The organism is Ectothiorhodospira magna (assembly GCF_900110965.1).
Classification (GTDB): Bacteria; Pseudomonadota; Gammaproteobacteria; order Ectothiorhodospirales; family Ectothiorhodospiraceae; genus Ectothiorhodospira; species Ectothiorhodospira magna.
The window spans coordinates 23,431-41,791 of record NZ_FOFO01000014.1 but is presented as its reverse complement, the minus strand read 5'-3'; the positions used below and the strand labels follow the sequence as shown (position 1 = coordinate 41,791).

12 protein-coding genes are annotated in these 18,361 nt (G+C 62.2%); 7 read left to right on the top strand and 5 right to left on the bottom strand.

Going from position 1 to position 18,361, the window contains the following annotated elements; translation table 11 throughout:
* Positions 1-14 precede the first annotated feature (14 nt).
* From BMX62_RS07055 to BMX62_RS07030, 6 genes are all read left to right on the top strand, one after another.
* Positions 15-3,548 carry a mechanosensitive ion channel domain-containing protein gene (locus BMX62_RS07055; protein WP_090206478.1) on the top strand — a complete coding sequence of 1,178 codons (3,534 nt, stop codon included), beginning with the start codon at positions 15-17 and terminating at the stop codon, positions 3,546-3,548.
* Between the two features lie 486 nt (positions 3,549-4,034).
* Positions 4,035-8,624: a glutamate synthase large subunit gene (gltB, locus tag BMX62_RS07050; protein WP_090206475.1), complete on the top strand. Its 4,590-nt coding sequence runs from the start codon at positions 4,035-4,037 to the stop codon at positions 8,622-8,624.
* The gene (locus BMX62_RS07045) at positions 8,617-10,083 is read left to right on the top strand and encodes a glutamate synthase subunit beta (protein ID WP_090206472.1); all 1,467 of its coding nucleotides are present in this window, start codon (positions 8,617-8,619) and stop codon (positions 10,081-10,083) included. Before gltB ends, BMX62_RS07045 begins: the two co-directional genes overlap by 8 nt.
* Before the next feature lie 118 nt (positions 10,084-10,201).
* The gene (locus BMX62_RS07040) at positions 10,202-10,711 is read left to right on the top strand and encodes a glutathione peroxidase (protein ID WP_090206470.1); all 510 of its coding nucleotides are present in this window, start codon (positions 10,202-10,204) and stop codon (positions 10,709-10,711) included.
* 369 nt (positions 10,712-11,080) lie between these two features.
* Entirely contained in the window at positions 11,081-11,725 is a 645-nt protein-coding gene (locus BMX62_RS07035; protein WP_090206466.1) for a thiol:disulfide interchange protein DsbA/DsbL, read from the top strand.
* Between the two features lie 157 nt (positions 11,726-11,882).
* A complete protein-coding gene (locus tag BMX62_RS07030) occupies positions 11,883-12,182 on the top strand; it encodes a hypothetical protein (RefSeq protein WP_238375896.1) in 300 nt (99 codons plus the stop codon).
* Positions 12,183-12,212: 30 nt separating this feature from the next.
* Here BMX62_RS07030 and spoT read toward each other — a convergent pair whose 3' ends face one another.
* The 5 genes from spoT to BMX62_RS07005 all read right to left on the bottom strand — a co-directional run bounded on the left by spoT (position 12,213) and on the right by BMX62_RS07005 (position 17,111).
* Positions 12,213-14,393 (bottom strand): bifunctional GTP diphosphokinase/guanosine-3',5'-bis pyrophosphate 3'-pyrophosphohydrolase, encoded by a 2,181-nt coding sequence (spoT, locus tag BMX62_RS07025; RefSeq protein ID WP_090206463.1) that lies wholly within the window; start codon positions 14,391-14,393, stop codon positions 12,213-12,215.
* 50 nt (positions 14,394-14,443) lie between these two features.
* Complete coding sequence (gene rpoZ / locus BMX62_RS07020; protein WP_090206459.1) at positions 14,444-14,704, bottom strand: DNA-directed RNA polymerase subunit omega; 261 nt, start codon at positions 14,702-14,704, stop codon at positions 14,444-14,446.
* Positions 14,705-14,746: 42 nt separating this feature from the next.
* Positions 14,747-15,379: a guanylate kinase gene (gmk, locus tag BMX62_RS07015; RefSeq protein ID WP_090206455.1), complete on the bottom strand. Its 633-nt coding sequence runs from the start codon at positions 15,377-15,379 to the stop codon at positions 14,747-14,749.
* An 80-nt stretch (positions 15,380-15,459) separates the two neighbouring features.
* Positions 15,460-16,470, bottom strand: coding sequence for a class 1 fructose-bisphosphatase (locus BMX62_RS07010; protein WP_090206452.1), 1,011 nt, complete (start codon positions 16,468-16,470; stop codon positions 15,460-15,462).
* A 197-nt stretch (positions 16,471-16,667) separates the two neighbouring features.
* Complete coding sequence (locus BMX62_RS07005; protein ID WP_090206449.1) at positions 16,668-17,111, bottom strand: DUF4399 domain-containing protein; 444 nt, start codon at positions 17,109-17,111, stop codon at positions 16,668-16,670.
* A 240-nt stretch (positions 17,112-17,351) separates the two neighbouring features.
* Here BMX62_RS07005 and BMX62_RS07000 point away from each other — a divergent pair, with 240 nt between their 5' ends.
* Positions 17,352-18,359, top strand: a complete 1,008-nt coding sequence (locus BMX62_RS07000) for an alpha/beta fold hydrolase (RefSeq protein WP_090206446.1) — start codon at positions 17,352-17,354, stop codon at positions 18,357-18,359.
* The last annotated feature ends 2 nt before the right edge of the window (positions 18,360-18,361 follow it).

Below are 18,361 nucleotides of genomic sequence, written 5' to 3'. Positions count from 1 at the left end.
AGGTCTGTTCTTTTATGTTGATTCGCCGCCTGATGACCTGGCTACTGGTGACATTCATCCTGTGTCTTGGATGGGGTGCGCCCATCCTGGCTCAGGAGGCGAATGTGGCGCCGGCGTCGGGTCCAGTACCGATCACCCAAGGGGAACTGGATGCCCAGAGGGATCTGCTTGATCAGGGCATGATCCGTGTTCAGCCCCTGGTCCAGAGCATCGATACCAACCCTGCCGAGACCTGGCTGCAGGCCAGCCCGGAGCAGCGGCTGAGTCAGCGAGCCGGTGACGGGGAACTGTCCGATACAGAACGGGCCCTCTGGCAGACCGCTCTGGAGCAGGAACGCTCCGCAGTGGAGCGACTCCGCGGCGCCCTGGACCGGGCCGCAATCGCCCAGTTGGCGGTGGAGCGTTTGCAGGAAGCCCGTCAGCGGCTGGATCAGAACCTGTTGCATCTGCCCATCATTCCTGGCCAGGAACGCAGCATCAGCCAGATTGAAGACGATATCGCCCTGCTGGAACGACGCCGGGACCAGACCATCCTGGAAGTGGATCAGAAGCGGGTCACCCTGGCCCGACTGGAAGAACAGTCCCGTACCCAGGCCGAAACCCTGGAACGTCTCCAGCGTCAGCGGACCGAGGAATTGGCGGCCCTGCCCCCCGACCCGGAAGATGCCGAACTGGCCAGCGCGGTGGATGGCGCCCGGCAGGCCATGACCCGCCGTGCCGATGCCCGCATCATCGCCGCCCAGCTGGACAGTCAGACTTTGCCGCCCCGTCTGGAAATCCTGCGTCTGGAAATTCCCGCCCTGGAACTGGAACTGCGTTGGCTGCGGACCAGTCTGGCCGCTCTGGAACATGAACTTCATGAGCGTGCATCGGCGGAACTGCGAGCCCTGCAGCAAAGCCTGCAGCGGTTACTGGACCGGGAACCGGATGTTCGGGACCAGTTGGCCGGCGATATCCAGGCGTTGCGGGTTCGTTTTGACCGCATTGCCGAAACCCAGACCCGTATTCGTGTGCTGCAACAGGAGCGGGATTATTACCTCCGTATTGAGCGGGAGCTGACCCAGACCCTGGCAAATGTGCGTGAGCGGCTGGAAGTGGGGGGGCTTACCGAGGCATTGGGCAGTCTGTTTCTGGAGGAGCAGCGCCGGCTGCGGGATCTGGATGAAACCCGGTTCAAGGTTCGGGGTATTGAGCGGGAACTGGCCCAGTCCCGGTTGCGGGCCATCACCCTGCGAGAACAGTTGAGCACACCGATTGCCCCCGCGGCGCTTAACGGTGATGACCTGGGACTGGGTGAGCTACGGCGACTGCGGGAACAGGCCCTGACCATCCAGCTTCATGCCGAGGAAGCCCTGGCCGATCAATTGCGTCAGACCGACCTGCGGCTGCGGGCCGTGGTGGTACTGGTGGATGAACTGGACCAGATCCTGCGGGAAACCCTGCTCTGGTGGCCCAGTCATGTCCCTGTGGGGGGAGACTGGATGGCTCGCATTCCTGCCGCCACCCTGGCCCTGCTGGACCCGGCGGCCTGGCAGGAAGTGCGTCATGTGCTGCGGGAAGTGACCCTGGGCAGCCCCATCCCCCTGGGGCTGACCCTGCTGCTCTCACTGGTGTTGTACGCACTGGGACGGGGCACCCCCAGTCATCTGGAGGATCTGGCCGCCCGTACCCGGCACCGCTTCACCGACAACATCAAACTGACCCTGCAAGCCCTGGGCTGGAGCCTGCTGCGGGTACTGCCGATCCCGGTGCTGCTGATGGCCACCTCCCTGCGCCTGGAAACCATCCCCGAGGTGGGTCATGGTGTGGAAGTGCTGGCCACCATGTTTTTCAGTGCCTCCATCTGGTGGCTGGCCGGTCACCTGCTGCTCCTGCTCACCCATAAAAACGGTGTGGGGACTGCCCATTTCAAATGGAACCCGCTGATGGTCAAACGCCTGCGGCGTCATCTGGCCTGGTTCCTGCCCACCCAGTTGCTGCTGATCCTGCTGCTGGCCCTGACCTTCAGCCATCCTTCCGATCTGGTATTTGATGTCTTTGGCCGTATGACCCTGATGGCTGCGGTGGTGATCAGCGCCCTGTTGGGGTGGTGGTTGCTCAGCCCCATCCCCGAAGGGGAAGAACCTCCCCTGAATGAGCGCCGGCGACGCCTGTTCAGAATGCTGATCGGCCTGACGGCGTTGACCTTGACCGGATTGATCCTGGCCGGCTATCTGCTGACGGTGGGTGAAATCATGGGGCGCACCATCGACACGCTGGTGATCGTGGGTCTCATCTGGCTGGGTTACAACCTCTCTGCCCGGGCCTTGATTTTGAGTGAAACCCGGCTGCGGGTGCGAAGGATGCGCGAGCAGCGGGCCAAGGCGGCGGCCATGGAAAGCAGCGCCGGCCTGGGTACGGGGGCCGAAGGCGGCATGGACATTCCCGAGCCGCACCTGAGCATGGAAGACGTAAACCTGCAGACCCGAACCCTGATGCGGATTACCGTAGGGGCAGGGGTGGTTCTGGCCCTGTTCTGGGCCTGGTCCGATGTGTTGCCGGCCCTCACCTGGCTGGATAGCATCACCCTGTGGTCGCGTACCATCATGGTGGGGGAGGCCGAGGTGCTCAGCCGGGTCAGCCTGCTGAATTTCCTCATGGCCATTTTCCTGGGGGTGGTGTTCACCCTGGCGGCCCGCAATCTACCCGGCCTGGTGGAGATCCTGCTCTCCCGCAGCACCCAGATGGACGCCGCCGGCCGTTACACCGTCACCATGCTGCTGCGCTATGCCCTCACCGTGGTGGCCATCATCAGCGTGTTCTCCCTGCTGGGTCTGCGCTGGAGCGAATTGCAGTGGATGGTGGCGGCCCTCACCCTGGGTCTGGGGTTTGGTCTGCAGGAAGTGGTGGCCAACTTTGTCTCCGGCCTGATCATTCTCTTTGAACGGCCCATCCGGGTGGGGGATACCATCACCATTGGCGAATACAGCGGCACTGTCACCCGTATTCGTACCCGGGCCACCACCATCGTGGACTGGGACAACCGGGAAGTGGTGATTCCCAACAAGAACTTCATCACCGAACGGCTGATCAACTGGACCCTGTCCGACACGGTGACCCGACTGGTGATTCCGGTGGGGGTCAGTTACTCAGCGGATGTGGACCTGGTGCGGGAAACCCTGTTGCAGATCGCCAAGGACAATCCCCAGGTGCTCAAGGAACCCGGGCCCAGTGTGTTCTTCATCCACTTTGGCGACAGTGCCCTGAACTTCGAACTTCGGGTCTACGTGAGCCAGTTGCGGGAACGCCTGCTGACCACCAGCGAACTGCACACCACCATCATCAAGCGGTTCCGGGAACTGAACATCGAGATTGCCTTCCCGCAGATGGACCTGCATATACGGGACATGGTCCCCACCCCCGGTGGTCCCACCCAGTCGCCAAGCGCCGGTCAGGCGCCCCGTCTGCGGAACGCCCCGGATCGAGATCCAGGACTGGAAGGCTCCACACCGGCATCGAGTCAGCCGGATATCGGCTCCGGTGATGAATCCGGTGAACGCAGCGATTAATGGGGCCAGGACAACCGCCCACATAAACATCGGCCATGGAAGGCCTGTGACTGCACCACATCACACACAGATTGCCCGGCATTGGTGCATATCCCGCATCCATGCCGGGTTTTTTCCTGCCCTGTCATTCCTTTCGCCTGAAATCTGCCCGGATTTGGCACGTAGATTGATATAAAACCGGCATGAGCGGGAAAAGGGGCCTCCCATAGCCCCGGATGCCCTTAAAAGCGCAAAAATTGCCCCAAAAGTGCCCCAAAACAGTTCACCGTCGCACCAATGCGGTGCATTTTTGCAAATTCACCATGGAAGCGCCCACCGCCCTATGGCGTCACGGACACTTTCCCTTTAATCTCCCCAACCCGCCGGAATTCGGCGTATTCACGGAAAGTCAATAGCAGGAGACCGGCGACGGCAACACCGCCCCGATCTCCCGACGCCGGACCACCGCGGATGCCGGCCAGCGACCAGATACCAGCGAGGTCAAAGATGAGCTTTCATGCCTTACCGCCCGAGCAGGGCCTTTATGATCCAGCCCACGAGCGCGACGCCTGCGGCATCGGCTTTGTCTGTCATATCAAGAATCAGAAAAGTCATCAGATCGTCCAGCAGGGTCTGGAGATTCTGGAGCGGATCAATCACCGTGGCGCCGTGGGCGCCGATCCCAAGGCCGGTGACGGCGCCGGCATCCTGGTGCAGATTCCCGATGCCTTCCTGCGCGCCCAGGTGAACTTTGACCTGCCCGAGACCGGAGACTACGGCGTCGGCATGATCTTCCTGCACCAGGACGCGGATATCCGCGCCCGGATGCAGGCCATCATCGAAAAGCACATCCTGGAAAGCGGCCAGACCGTCCTGGGCTGGCGCGACGTGCCCACCGACAACAGCGACCTGGGCGAAAGCGTGCTGCCCAGCGAACCGATGGTGCGCCAGGTGTTCATCGGCCGCGGCGACCACTGCGCCGACCAGGATGCCTTCGAGCGCAAGCTGTTCGTCATCCGCAAGCGCATGGACAACGAGATCCGCGACGCCGGCCACGGCTTCGAGGCCTGCTACATCGCCTCCATGTCCTCCCGCACCCTGAACTACAAGGGCATGTTGCTGGCCGGTCAGGTGGGCCAGTACTACCTGGACCTGCAGGACGAGACCTTCGTCAGTGCCCTGGCCCTGGTGCACCAGCGCTTCTCCACCAACACCTTCCCCACCTGGGACCTGGCGCAGCCGTTCCGCATGATCTGCCACAACGGCGAGATCAACACCCTGCGGGGCAACGTCAACTGGATGGCGGCCCGCCGCCATACCATGGGTTCCGAGATCCTGGGCGACGACCTGGACACCATCTGGCCCCTGATCCCGGAAGGCCAGTCCGACTCCGCCTGCTTCGACAACGCCCTGGAACTGCTGGTGATGGGCGGCTACTCCCTGGCCCATGCCATGATGATCCTCATCCCCGAAGCCTGGTCCGGCAACACCCTGATGGACGAGAAGCGCCGCGCCTTCTATGAGTACCACATGGCCCTGATGGAGCCCTGGGACGGCCCCGCCGCCATGGCCTTCACCGACGGCCGCCAGATCGGCGCCACCCTGGACCGCAACGGCCTGCGTCCCGCCCGTTATCTGGTCACCAAAGACGACCTGGTGATCCTGGGATCGGAAATGGGCGTGCTGGACATCCCCGAAGAACAGATCGTCAAGAAGTGGCGCCTGCAGCCGGGCAAGATGCTGCTGATCGACCTGGAAGAAGGCCGCATCATCAGCGACGACGAGATCAAGACCCAGCTGGCCGAGGCCCGCCCCTACGGCGAGTGGCTGAAGAAGACCCAGATCCGCCTGGAAGACCTGCCCACCGGCGTCGGCCCCATGGCCCCCGATGACGCCACCCTGCTGGATCACCAGCAGGCGTTCGGCTATACCCAGGAAGACCTGAAGTTCCTGCTCACCCCCATGGTCCTCACCGGCCAGGAAGCGGTGGGCTCCATGGGCGCGGACAACCCGCCCTCGGTGCTGTCGGCCCGGCCCAAGCACCTGTCGACCTATTTCAAGCAGAACTTCGCCCAGGTGACCAACCCGCCCATCGACCCGATCCGCGAGGAACTGGTGATGTCGCTGGTGTGCATGATCGGTCCCCGCCCCAACCTGCTGGGCATCAACGAGGCCGGCCAGCACTGGCGTCTGGAGACCCCGCAGCCGGTACTGACCAATCAGGACCTGGAGCGCATCCGTCACATCGAATACCACTCCGGTGGTGCCTTCCGCACCCGCACCCTGGACGTGTGCTACCCCGCCGCCGAAGGCGCCGAGGGCATGGGCGCCGCCCTGGATTGCCTGTGTGCCCAGGCGGAACAGGCGGTACTGGATGGCTTCAACATCCTCATCCTGTCCGACCGCGACACCAACCGGGACCGGATCCCGATCCCCATGCTGCTGGCCACCTCGGCGGTGCATCATCACTTGATCGAGAAGGGGCTGCGCACCGCCTCGGGCATCGTGGTGGAGACCGGCGCCGCCCTGGAAGTGCATCACTTCGCCACCCTGGAAGGCTACGGCGCCGAGGCCATCAACCCTTATCTGGCCTTCGACACCATCCAGTCCATGCTGCCGCGCCTGCCGGAGCGCCTGAGCTTCGAAGAGGCCCAGAAGCGCTACATCAAGGCCGTCGGCAAGGGCCTGCTCAAGGTCATGTCCAAAATGGGCATCTCCACCCTGGAGTCCTATTGCGGCGCCCAGATCTTTGATGCCATCGGCCTCAACACCCCGTTCGTGGATAAATACTTCTTTGGCACCCACAGCAAGATCGAAGGCATCGGTCTGCCCCAGGTGGCCGAAGAGGCGGTGCGCTGGCACCAGCAGGCCTACGGCAACGCGGAGATCTACCGCAAACAGCTGGACGTGGGCGGCGACTACGCCTTCCGCATCCGCGGCGAGGACCACATCTGGACCCCGGACAGCATCGCCAGGCTGCAACACGCCACCCGCGCCAACGACGCCGGGAGTTTTGCCGAGTTCTCGCGGCTCATCGACGAGCAGTCCGAGCGCCTGCTGACCCTACGCGGACTGATGGACTTCAAGTTCGCCGACACCGAAATTCCCCTGGACGAAGTGGAACCGGCCGCCGAGATCGTCAAGCGCTTCGCCACCGGCGCCATGTCCTTCGGCTCCATCTCCTACGAGGCCCATTCCACCCTGGCCAAGGCGATGAACGCCATCGGCGGCAAGTCCAATACCGGCGAGGGCGGCGAGGAACCGGAACGCTTCCTGCCCCTGGCGGACGGTTCCATGAACCCGGAACGTTCCGCCATCAAGCAGGTGGCCTCCGGCCGCTTCGGCGTCACCACCGAGTACCTGGTGAATGCCGACGACATCCAGATCAAGATCGCCCAGGGCGCCAAGCCCGGCGAGGGCGGCCAGCTGCCCGGCCACAAGGTCAATGCCCAGATCGCCCGGGTGCGTCATTCCACGCCTGGCGTGGGCCTGATCTCGCCGCCGCCCCACCACGACATCTATTCCATTGAGGATCTGGCCCAGCTGATCCACGACCTCAAGAACGCCAATCCCAAGGCCCGCATCTCCGTGAAGCTGGTCTCCGAGGTGGGCGTGGGCACCGTGGCCGCCGGCGTCTCCAAGGCGCATGCGGACCATATCACCATCGCCGGTTACGACGGCGGCACCGGGGCCAGCCCGCTGACCTCCATCAAGCACGCCGGCAGCCCCTGGGAAATCGGCCTGGCTGAAACCCAGCAGACCCTGGTGCTCAACCGTTTGCGGGGCCGGGTGGCCCTGCAGGTGGACGGCGGTCTGCGCACCGGCCGCGACGTGGTCATCGGCGCCCTGCTGGGGGCCGACGAGTTTGGCTTTGCCACCGCGCCGCTGATCGTGGAAGGCTGCATCATGATGCGCAAGTGCCATCTGAACACCTGCCCGGTGGGCGTGGCCACCCAGGACCCGGAACTGCGCAAGAAATTCACCGGCAAGCCGGAACACGTCATCAACTATTTCTTCTTCGTGGCCGAGGAAGTCCGCCGCCTGATGGCCAGGCTGGGTTTCCGCACCATGAACGAGATGATCGGGCGTTCCGACCTGCTGGAGATGCGCAAGGCCATCAGCCACTGGAAGGCCCAGGGTCTGGACTATACCCGCCTGCTGGCCCGGCCCCAGGTGCCGGCCGAGGTGGCCATCCACAACACCGAGACCCAGGATCACGGTCTGGACAAGGCCCTGGATCACGAACTGATCCAACAGGCCCAGCCGGCCCTGACCGAGGGCAAGCCGGTGAAGATCGAAACCCGGATCCGCAACTTCCACCGCACCGTGGGCACCATGCTCTCCGGTCAGGTGGCGGCCCGCTACGGTCATGCCGGCCTGCCGGATGACACCATCCACATCAAGGCCCATGGCACCGGTGGCCAGTCCTTCGGCGCCTGGCTGGCCAAGGGCGTGACCCTGGAGATGGAAGGCGAGGCCAACGACTACGTGGGCAAGGGCCTGTCCGGCGGCCGCATCATCATCTATCCGCCGGCCCATGCCGCCATCGACCGGGCCGAGGACAACATCATCGTCGGCAATACCGTGCTCTACGGCGCCATCAATGGTGAGGTGTTCTTCCGCGGCGTGGCCGGTGAGCGTTTCTGCGTGCGCAACTCCGGCGCCACCGCCGTGGTGGAAGGGGTGGGCGACCACGGCTGCGAATACATGACCGGCGGCATCATGGTGTGCCTGGGCCGCACCGGCCGCAACTTCGCCGCCGGCATGTCTGGCGGGGTGGCCTACGTGCTGGACGAGGAGGGTGATTTTGCCCAGCGCTGCAACCTGGCCATGGTGGAACTGGAGCCCATCGCCGCCGAGGACGATGTCCAGGGCCTGAAAGGACTCATCGAGCGTCATCTGGCCTGCACCGGCTCGGCCCAGGCCGAACGCATCCTGGCGGACTGGGACAACTTCCTGCCCCGCTTCGTCAAGGTGATGCCGGTGGATTACCGCCGTGCCCTGGAAGAGCTCCAGGCCCAGAAGGCCCGCCCGCCGGGTGCCAACCGACCATTGACCGCCAACCAGCCGCTTGAGGGGAGCGCCGCTCATGGGTAAGCCAACCGGATTCCTGGAATTTGCACGCCACGACCGGCGCTATGCGCCGGTGAGTGACCGTATCGTCCACTATCGGGAGTTCGTCATCCCGCTCAAGGTGGAACAGCTGCGCCAGCAGGGTGCCCGCTGTATGGATTGCGGCATTCCCTTCTGTCATCAGGGCTGCCCGGTGAACAACATCATCCCGGACTGGAATGACCTGGTGTATCAGGACGACTGGAAGCAGGCCATCGAGGTGCTGCATTCCACCAACAACTTCCCCGAGTTCACGGGCCGCATCTGCCCCGCCCCCTGCGAGGCCGCCTGCACCCTGAACATCGACGACACCCCGGTGACCATCAAGACCATCGAGTGCGCCATCGTCGACCGGGCCTGGGAAGAAGGCTGGATCCGGCCCCAGGTGGCCCAGCGCCGCACCGGCAAGCGGGTGGCGGTGGTGGGCTCCGGCCCCGCGGGCCTTGCGGCCGCCCAGCAGCTGGCCAGGGCCGGTCACCATGTGGACGTGTTCGAGAAGGCGGATCGCATCGGCGGCCTGTTGCGTTACGGCATTCCCGACTTCAAGCTGGACAAGGGCCACATCGATCGCCGTATCGCGCAGATGCGCACGGAAGGGGTGCAGTTCCACACCCTGACCCATATCGGCGTGGACATCCCGGTGGCGAAGCTGCAGGCGGAGTTCGACGCGGTGGTGCTGGCGGGCGGTGCCGAGAAACCCCGGGATCTGCCGGTGCCCGGTCGTGAACTGCAAGGCGTACACTTCGCCATGGATTTCCTCACCCGCAACAGCAAGCGGGTGCAGGGCGTGTTCGTGCCCGACGAGGACTTCATCAGCGCCCAGGACAAGCACGTGCTGGTCATCGGCGGCGGCGACACCGGTTCCGACTGCATCGGCACCTCCAACCGTCATGGTGCGATCCATGTCACCCAGGTGGAGATCCTGGACAAGCCGCCGGTGAAGGAAGACAAGGGACTCACCTGGCCCCACTGGCCCAACCGCATGCGCACCTCCAGTTCCCAGGAAGAAGGCTGCACCCGGGAATGGAATGTGGCCACCAAGGGCTTCATCGACGATGGCCATGGCCGGGTCAAGGCGGCCCGGGTGGTGTCGGTGAAGTGGGAAAAGGATGCCCAGGGCCGTTTCCAGATGAGCGAAGTGCCGGGCACCGAGCGGGACATCCGCTGTGATCTGGTGCTGCTGGCCATGGGCTTCGTGCATCCGGTGCAGGAGGGCATGCTGGCCCAGCTGCAAGAGGCATCCGGCCTGGAGCTGGATGCCCGGGGCAACGTCAAGGGGGAAACCGAAGGCGCCAGAGCCTACCACACCAGCGTGGACGGCGTTTTCGCCGCCGGCGACATGCGTCGCGGCCAGTCCCTGGTGGTCTGGGCCATCCGCGAAGGCCGTCAGTGCGCCCGGGCGGTGGACCAGTGGCTGATGGGCAGTTCCGACCTGCCCCGGTAATCGTTCCAGCCTCGCCCCTCCGCCACCTGTAGCGGAGGGGCTTTTTTCCACGGCTCTTTACCATCGGCGCCCCATCCGGCAATCTCGGCATATCCCTTTTAGTCGGAGAACCTGTGCCATGCCGGAAACTACCCGCTCTGTTTACGATTTTGAGGCCACCGACATTCAGGGCAACCCCTGCCCCCTGAGTACGTTCAATGGCCGCGTCCTGCTGATCGTCAATGTGGCCAGTCGCTGTGGTTTCACCCGGCAATACAATGGCCTGCAGGCCCTGCAGGACCGTTTCCATGACCGTGGATTCGATGTGCTGGGGTTTCCCTGCAATCAGTTCGGCAATCAGGAACCCGATGACGAGGCCGGGATTGCGGCATTCTGCGCCACCACATTTCAGGTGACCTTTCCCATGTTTGCCAAGGTGGAGGTCAATGGCGCCGGCGCCCATCCCCTGTTCCGTCACCTCAAGGTGGCCGCGCCGGGACTGCTGGGTTCCCAGACCATCAAATGGAACTTCACCAAGTTCTTGGTGAATCGCCACGGTCGGGTCATGGGGCGCCATGCCCCCAATGTGGCCCCGGAAACCATCGCCGGGGAGATCGAGGCCCTGCTGGCCATGCCGGGGGATGTGTAATCCCTGGGCACCACATTGTGGTTACCCCGCTGCGGCTGAGGGGGAACAAAAGGGAAAATGGGCAAATCTTCCCCAAAGCCTTTATAATCCCACCCAATCACCCATTCAGCACCATGCTGGCATACCAGCATGGCGCCGTCTTCGTCGACGACGAAACCTGTATCGCCCAGGCCTGTTCATGGTGTGACCCTGAAAAAATGGGCCATCATGGATGGCCTTGCAGGCCCTGGGCCTGAACACCGGTCATGCCGGTATCCCTGTCAAAATATTCTTTCAGTCGAATCTGACCAGACGGGGATCGTGTCAACTTGTGATGGACACAATACAACCGCGACCCTTGCATCACCACTCTGCCCCTGGAGCGTTGCCATGTCCTTGACCCGACGCCGTTTCAATCAATTATTGCTTGCCAGTGGCCTGGGAATCGCCGCAGCGCCCAATGTGCTGATCGGGGCCGAACTGGTGGAGAACCGGGACTGGCGGGCCATTACCCGCCCCCATTCAGAGGCCCCCGAAGGCCAGATCGAACTGGCCAAGTTTTTCTCTTATGGCTGTCCCTTCTGCGGCCAGCTCAACCGGGTCATGTCACCCTGGCTGGCGGATCTTCCCGAGGATGTCACTTATCGGCGCATTCCCATTTCTTTCAATCGCGGTGCCTGGGCTCATCTGGCCCGGCTGGCCCTGGCCCTGGAGGAAACCGGCCTGGCCGCCGAACTGGATCAGGCTGTATTTGATGCTGTTGGCATAGACCGAAAACCCCTGTTTACCGAAGCGGCCATCATGGACTGGCTGGCGGCCCAGGGGGTGGATACGGACCCCTTCCGGGAGGTGTTCAACAGTGCCAATGTCCGCGCCCAACTGGCCCGCAACGACCGGTTGCAAGCCCGTTTTGGCGTCAATAGTGTGCCCACCCTGGTGGTGGATGGACGTTTTGTGGTGGTGGGTGAACAGGCCCGCACCTTCGATGACCTGCTGGAGATTGCCAGCCAGCTCATTGACAAGGCCCGCGCTTGAGCGGGTTAGCGCTCCATGGTCGCCAGTTGGCACCTGACCATGATGCTGTCTCTTAAACCCAAACCCATACAGGAGGACGCGACCAGGGCCGGGTGATCGTGCCCCGCACGATGCGCCAACCCTCCCTGGCCTGTTAAGGCCGGGTGTCTCGCGCAACATGATGAACGATTCTTCTCAAGCGATTTCTCCCCGCCGCCGCCTGCAGAGTCTGCTGGCCATCCCCGACAGCCAGCGCACCGAAGCGCAATGGGATGAAATCATTGAACTGGAGATTTCCCTGGCCCCGGTCAACCAGCTCTCCCCCGGCGAAAGGCCGTTATCCGAGGCCCGTTCCGCTCCCCGTCAGGCCAGAGGTGTCCGGACGCCAAAATCCACCGGCGGCAATCCCCGGCCCAGGAAGCCCTTCAAAAAGCCGGCGGTACCCAAGGGTGTTGCCAGAGGCGCGGGGGGGGAATGAACCGCCCATGTCCTGGCACATGGTCTTTGTTTAGTTTTTGGCGCGGGTGATACGCAACACCTCAGGGATGCGCCGCAAGCGGCGCATGATGTCCGCCAGATGCTTGCGGTTGCGCACACTCAAGGTAAAGGTGATGGCCGTGGCGTGACCATCCCGCTCATCGAAGGACACGTTCTCGATGTTGGACCCCATGTCCGCGATGTTGGTGGCCAGACTGGCCAGTACACCCCGTTTGTTGGCGGTCTGAATACGCACATTGGCGGCATATTCCTGGGTGCTGTCCTGGGCCCATTCCACCGTAATCCATTTGTCCGGCTTGGCCCGATAATCCACCACATTGCGGCAATACTCCCGATGTACCACCAGTCCGCGACCGGTACTCATGACGCCGACAATGGGATCACCGGGGATGGGATTGCAACACTTGGCAAAGGACAGCACCATGCCTTCGGTGCCTTTCACCGCCAGGGGTCGGCACAGGCTTGCGGCAAGGCTTTCCGTGGCTTCACTGTCCTCTGCCACCGCCAGTCGTCGGGCCACCAGGGCGGCCATCCGGTTGCCCAGCCCCACATCCGCCAGCAGCGCGTTGATGTCCGTCAGGCGGGACTCCTCCAGAAGATCCCGTAACCGCTCCTCGGGCACCTGTTCCAGGGACAGTTCGTAGATGGACAGGGCTTTTTCCAGCAGCCGCCGCCCCAGACTGACGGCTTCGTCCTGTTGCAGATTCTTGAGGTAATGACGAATGGCGGTACGGGCCTTGCCGGTGGCCACAAAGTTCATCCATGCCGGATTGGGTCGGGCGCCGGGGGCGGTGATGATCTGTACCGTGCGGCCACTTTCCAGGGGCGTGGACAGGGGGGCCAGCCGCCGGTCGATCTTGGCGGCCACACAGGTATTGCCCACATCGGAATGTACGGCATAGGCAAAGTCCACCACGGTGGCGCCCTTGGGCAATTCCATGATATCCCCCTGGGGGGTGAAGATGTACACCTCTTCGGGGAACAGATCCACCTTGACATTTTCCAGAAATTCCATGGAGTTGCCGGCGGCCTGCTGGATTTCCAGCACCCCCTTGAGCCATTCCCGCGCCCGGTCCTGGGCTGTGGCGGAATGCCGGTCCCCGGCCTTGTAAAGCCAATGGGCAGCGATGCCGGTCTCGGCCACCCGGTCCATTTCCTCGGTGCGGATCTGCACTTCGATGGGGATACCGTGGGGGCCGAACAGCACGGTATGCAGACTCTGGTAGCCGTTGGCCTTGGGAATGGCAATATAGTCCTTGAAACGTCCCGGTACCGGCTTGTAGAGATTGTGGGCCACCCCTAAGGCCCGGTAACAGGTGTCCACATCCGTCACAATGATGCGGATGGCAAAGACGTCATAGACCTCGGCAAAGGACAGCCGCTTCTGCTTCATCTTGCGATAGATGCTGTAGAGGTTTTTCTCCCGGCCCACAATGCGGGCCTCGATCCCCACCTCCTCCATGCGGCCACAGATGGCGGTTTCGATCTTTTGCATGACCTCCTTGCGGTGGCCCCGGGATTTTTTCACCGTAGCTTCCAGCACCCGGTAACGGGCAGGATAGTGCGCGGCAAAGCCGAGGAGTTCCAGCTCCCGGCGGATCGCATTCATGCCCAGGCGCTGGGCAATGGGGGCGTAGATGTCCAGGGTTTCCCTGGCCACCCGCCGACCCTTGTCCGGGCGCAGGGCACCCAGAGTGCGCATGTTGTGGAGACGGTCAGCCAGCTTGACCAGAATCACCCGCAGGTCCCGGGTGATGGCCAGCATCATCTTGCGGAAATTCTCCGCCTGAGCCTCGGCCTTGGAGCGAAACTTGAGATGGGTGAGCTTGGAAACTCCATCCACCAGTTCGGCCACGTCTTCGCCGAACTCCTCGATGATGCGGGCCTTGCCGATATGGGTGTCCTCCATCACGTCATGGAGGATGGCGGCAATGATGCTCTTGTGATCCATCCGCATCTCGGCCATGGTTTTGGCCACGGCCAGGGGATGGAAGATATAGGGTTCGCCACTTTGACGGGTTTGCCCTTCATGGGCCTCGGCGCCAAACAGATAGGCCCGGTAGACTTCCTTGATCTGGTCCGGGTCCAGATAGCTTTCCAGGTAGGCACATAAATCCCCGGCCATGAAGCGGGTGGTATCCAGCGATTGGGGACCGGGATTTGCTGCGGTAGGGGGGGCGCTCTCAACCATGGGGACAATGCGGAGTGGTTCTGCGGTGGTGCCTGGCACACCACGCCGGACTAGATCTCCGAGCTGACCTCCTCATCGCTGATGCGGGATTTACCGGCATGGTCGCGGGCGACCACGTCATCGAGCACTTCTGGTCCTATCAGGCCGGCGGCAATTTCCCGCAGGGCCACCACGGTGGGCTTGTCATTTTCCCATTCCACCTGGGGTTCGGTGCCCCCGGCCAGTTGACGGGCGCGTTTGGCCGCCACCAGAACCAGATGGAAACGGTTTTCCACATTATCGAGGCAATCTTCTACGGTCACTCGTGCCATGGCTGGCAATACTCCTGAAAAAACGGCGGAAAGCGGTCAATATTAGGGGTTAAGGGGTCTGGATGCCAGCAATTCACTCAGCAGCGCCCGCTTGCTGTGATGCTGGGGCCACATGCGCAGACGATTGGCAACGAAGATGGCCTGCAGGTCTGCCAGGGCCTCCTCAAAACGGTCATTGACCACCAGATAGTCATATTCCACATAGTGGGTCATTTCCTTGACCGCGTCCTGCATACGTCGTTCGATCACTGCACTGCTGTCCTTGCCCCTGGCCTGGAGCCGGGTGCGCAGGGCATCGCGGGTGGGCGGGATGATGAAAATGGACTGACTATCGGAAAGTTGGCGGCGGACCTGCTGGGCGCCCTGCCAGTCGATTTCCAGAATCACGTCCCGGCCCTGATTCAATTCTGCTTCCACTGCTGCCCGGGAGGTGCCGTAGTAATGGTCAAAGACCCGGGCATGTTCCAAAAAGGCGTTGTCCTCGATCATGCCCAAAAAACGCTCGGCATTGACGAAGTGATAATGCACACCATCCACTTCGCCCTGCCGGGGGGCGCGGGTGGTGTGGGAGATGGAGACCACCAGATCCGGGCGGGCCTCCAGCAGGGCCGCCACCAGGCTGGTCTTGCCGGCCCCGGAGGGGGCCGACACGATAAAAAGGGTTCCCTTGACCAAGTTCGGACTCCCGGCTTTAAACTGAATGACGCCTTAGAGTAACCCAAGGCGCCGCCGGGTGCAGCCTGTCCGACGCCCCGTTATCCGTGATGATAGCGGGTGATTCGCTCCACCTCGTTGCGAGATCCCAGCACCACCGGCACCCGCTGGTGAATATCTTCGGGATTCAGGGACATGATCCGTGCCCGTCCCGTGGTGGCGGCACCGCCGGCCTGTTCGATGATGAAGCCCATGGGATTGGCCTCATACATCAGGCGCAGTTTGCCACCCTGCCCCTTGGCCTGAATCTTGGTATCCATGGGGTACATGAAGATGCCACCCCGGGTGAGGATGCGATGCACCTCGGCCACCATGGAGGCAATCCAGCGCATGTTGAAATCCTTGCCCCTGGGGCCATCCCGCCCCGCCAGACATTCGTCAATATAACGCTTCACCGGCGGTTCCCAGAAGCGCATGTTGGAGGTATTGATGGCAAATTCCTGGGTATCTTCCGGGATCTGTACATTGGAATGGGTGAGCAGGAACTCACCAAAATCCCGATCCAGGGTGAACATGTTGGTGCCCCGTCCGGTGGTCAGCACCATCATGGTGGAAGGGCCATAGAGACAGTACCCGGCGGCCACCTGCTCGGTGCCGGGTTTGAGAAAGTCCTCCCGGACCGGATTTTTTACCCCTGGCGGGGCCTTGAGGATGGAAAAAATCGTACCGACCGAGACATTGACGTCGATATTGGAAGAGCCGTCCAGAGGATCAAACAGCACCAGATACTTGCCTCTGGGCGCATGATCCGACAGGTGATGCACCTCGTCCATTTCTTCGGAGGCCAGGGCTGCCACATGGCCGTTATGGGCCAGGGCCTCGATAAAAATTTCGTTGGAAATGATATCCAGTTTTTTCTGTTGTTCTCCCTGGATATTCTCGGACCCGGCGGTGCCCAGTACCCCCACCAGATCGCCCTTGTTCACAAGGTCGGAGATTTTCTTGCAGGCGACCGCGATATCGTTCAAAAGGCCGGTGAACTCACCGGTGGCCCCCTCGAACTGGCGCTGGGTTTCGATGATGAAATTGGTCAGCGTGGTACCGATATGCATGGATGGTGTTCCCTTTGGGTGGTGTAAAAGCCGTCTGGCGCAGCTAAAACCCTGATCCCCGCCCCAGAGGGAACCCGCCAAATCTTCCGGGTTCCCCCTGGAAGGGGAGGTGTTTTGCCTGTACTTGTTGTGATCTGCCCCTGTGGGGCGTGGCGCCTTGCTGACGGTTATACTATCAGAACCATCCAGGTTTATGCTTATTCCACAGTCACTGTAATCCGTTCAGAGGCCACCGGTGGATCAAAACTGGCGTGACGATAGTCCATGAACAGCAGTTGCAAGGTATGTTGGCCTGGGGGCAGATTCACCTCCGCCTCGGTCTGGCCGCCGCCAAAATGCAGGGTATGGTCGGTGAAGGGCAGGGGCAGATCCAGGTTCACATCGGCCAGGTCCTTGTTGACCAGCAGGTGATGATGGCCGGTATTGGGGCGATTGATCCCTGCCGGCGCCACACCGGCACCCCGCAATCCCATGCGCACGGTGACAGGGGAACTGACAGTCTCGCCATCGGCTGGACTGATGAAATAAACCACGGCCCCTTCCGGGGAGGCAACCCGACCCAGATCGGCCTGTGCCGTACCCACAGTCAGCAGGGCCAGACATGTCAGGACAATCACGACATGGGGAAAATGACGGTGCATAAACAAGCCTCCTGATGGATAAATGGGCCCGTGGGCGGCTGATCCGGGAACCACCCGCTTTTGGGGCGGTAGGCGGTCACTGCAAAACCTATCATAACGGTAAAATTATAGACGGCTTCGGAATTTTGTCGCCGGTTGCTTGAGAAACCGTGAGCACCCGTGGATACTGCCAAGCTGCATACCGTCTATGGGCGCCGGATCGCCCTTTCATTTTTTAACATACCGTCAGGAGTTGCCTCCATGTCCAGGACGATTACGTCACAGCCTTTTATCCATGCCGCCAGCGTTGCGGCTGATGCCACCAATACAGCCCCCGCCGCGCCCTCTTCCCTGCCCCCAGCCCTGACGGGAGAACAGCGCAGCTTTGATAGCAAAGCGGGCCGGCTTTGCTACTACCAGGGCGGTCCCGAGCGAAGTGAAGATCAGCAGACCACCATCCCCCTGTTGCTCATCCACAGTGTCAATGCCGCCGGTTCCGCCTATGAAATGAAACCCCTGTACGATCATTACGCCCGTCTGCGCCCTGTTTTTGCCCTGGATTTGCCCGGTTTTGGTGGTTCAGACAGAAGCGACCGGGACTACACCCCCCGCCTGATGACCGATGCGGTGCATGCCATGGTGGAAGAAATCCGCCGCTTGATGGGAGAGGGTCCCATTGATGCCATTGCCCTGTCTCTGGGATCGGAATTTCTGGCCCGGGCGGCCCATGAATCCGCTGCGGATTTTCGTACCGTAGCCCTGGTCAGCCCCACCGGTTTTCGTGGTACCGGACGCCTGGATGGTCCTCCGGAAAGCACCCGGGGCATGCCCTGGATGCATAGCCTGCTCACCCGTGGTCCCTGGAACCGGGGCCTGTTCAATGCCCTGACCAAGCGCAGTGTGATCCGTTATTTCCTCAACAAGGCCTGGGGTTCCCGGCGCATCGACCTGGGCTTGCTGGAATACAGCGTGGCCACCACCCGCCAGCCGGGTGCCCGCCATGCCCCCTACCATTTCCTTGCCGGCAACCTGTTTAGCAAGGACATCACCCGGATCTACGAATCCCTGAATCTGCCGGTCTTCATGTGTCATGGCGAGCGAGGGGATTTCGTCGATTATCGGGGCAAGGCCGTGGTGGAGCGCCTGTCCAACTGGCGGGTACAGGAACTGCCCACTGGCGCCCTGCCATTTTATGAATTGCCCGAGGAATTCATGCAGCATTACGACAGCTTTGTGGCCCAGGCCGCAGGTGACCGGCAGGAAGGCTGATC